We start from the raw sequence: 1381 nt of genomic DNA, 5'->3' as shown, positions 1-1381 counted from the left end.
CGACTGATAAAACGTTCCGGATTGGTCAGGCCACCAGGGCCGGGCGGCCGCCCGGCCCTGGTGGCGGGAATTTTTCTTCGAACTCGGCCGGTGGACTGTAGGCAAGGGCCGAGTGGAGGCGCCGTCGATTGTACACCTCGTCAATGAAGCGGTCGATGCAGGCCCGGGCCTGGGCGATGTCGGCATAGCTGCGGCCATCGACCTCTTCGGTCTTGAGTGTCTTCATGAAGCTTTCCGCCATGGCATTGTCGTAAGGGCAGCCGACCCGGCTCATGCTCGGCTGGACGCCATGAGCCTCCAAGCGCCCGATGTAGGCTCGGCATGCGTACTGGATGCCTCGGTCGGAGTGGTGAACCATCGGTCCCGCTCCGCGCGCGGCCAAGGCGCCGTCGAGTGCCTCCAGTGCCAACTCCGCACGCAGGTGGTCGGCCAGTGCCCAGCCGATCACCCGGCGCGACCAGGCGTCCAGCACCACCGCCAGATAGGCGAACTCCCCGCCCAGCCGGACATAGGTGATGTCGGCAACCCATAGCTGGTTCGGCCCGCTCAGCGTCAAGCGGCGCGCCATGTTGGGCCAAACCGGGAAGTCATGGCGGCTGTCCGTCGTCGCCGGGACAAACGCCGCCCGCCTCAGGCACAGCAGGTTGTCCTCCCGCATCAGCCGCAGCACCCGCTTGTGGTTCGCCAGCCGCCCCTCCCGGCGCAGCAGCGCCGTGATGCGCCGGTAACCGTAATGCCGATGCGCCAGGGCCAAGCGCTGGATGGCATCGCGCAGGTCCGTCTCCTCCGTCGCCGGCGCGCGCTTCTGCCAGTGCCGGTAGAAGCCGACCCGGCTCACGCCCGCCAACTGGCACATCCGGTCCACCGAAACTCTGCCTTGCCGCTGCGTCATCGCCTGGATGGTGGCGTAGACGCCGTCTCGCCAGCCTCGCTCGTCGGCCGGCGCGACTCCTCGATACGCTGCAAGGCTTCGCTGAAAAAACCCAACTCAAGCTGTTGGCGGGCAACCGTCCGCTCAAGCTCACTCACCCAAGCTCGCACTTCCGGCGCAAGCTGGTCCAAAGCGGTCACCGCCGGTGCGCTCGGCGCCGCACCAACTGCCCCGCTTCCCTCTGCAGATCGAGACTGCCGATAGCCTCGCCGACGACCAGGACGACGCGACAAGCCAGCCTCCCCCTCACGCCCAAATGCATCGCGCCAACGGTAAATCTGCGCACGGAATATGCCCGTCTCACGCTCAAGGTCCGTTATCCGCTCGCCAGCTTCAAGCCGTCGAACCAGCGCAGCCTTGAACTCCAAACTTCGCTTCTCTCCCATCGGTCCTCTCCATCAGAGAACCGGAACACTTTAACTCTGTCTCAGTTTCGGGGGGCACTCCAGG

General features: G+C 65.8%; 2 protein-coding genes. Both read right to left on the bottom strand.

The window, feature by feature from the left end; genetic code table 11:
* Positions 1–25: 25 nt before the first annotated feature.
* The gene (locus J2850_RS31530) at positions 26–892 is read right to left on the bottom strand and encodes an IS3 family transposase (RefSeq protein WP_281415111.1); all 867 of its coding nucleotides are present in this window, start codon (positions 890–892) and stop codon (positions 26–28) included.
* Positions 889–1317 (bottom strand): helix-turn-helix domain-containing protein, encoded by a 429-nt coding sequence (locus J2850_RS32415; protein WP_209991397.1) that lies wholly within the window; start codon positions 1315–1317, stop codon positions 889–891. Before J2850_RS32415 ends, J2850_RS31530 begins: the two co-directional genes overlap by 4 nt.
* Positions 1318–1381 lie beyond the last annotated feature (64 nt).

The organism is Azospirillum picis (assembly GCF_017876115.1).
In the GTDB taxonomy this organism is placed as follows: Bacteria; Pseudomonadota; Alphaproteobacteria; order Azospirillales; family Azospirillaceae; genus Azospirillum; species Azospirillum picis.
The sequence above is the reverse complement of the archived record's forward strand: the minus strand, read 5'-3'. Positions and strand labels throughout refer to the sequence as shown.

Coding starts and splice junctions, on each gene's coding strand:
- J2850_RS32415 (WP_209991397.1), bottom strand. CDS start 1,317: ATGGGAGAGAAGCGAAGTTTGGAGTTCAAGGCTGCGCTGGTTCGACGG.
- J2850_RS31530 (WP_281415111.1), bottom strand. CDS start 892: ATGACGCAGCGGCAAGGCAGAGTTTCGGTGGACCGGATGTGCCAGTTG.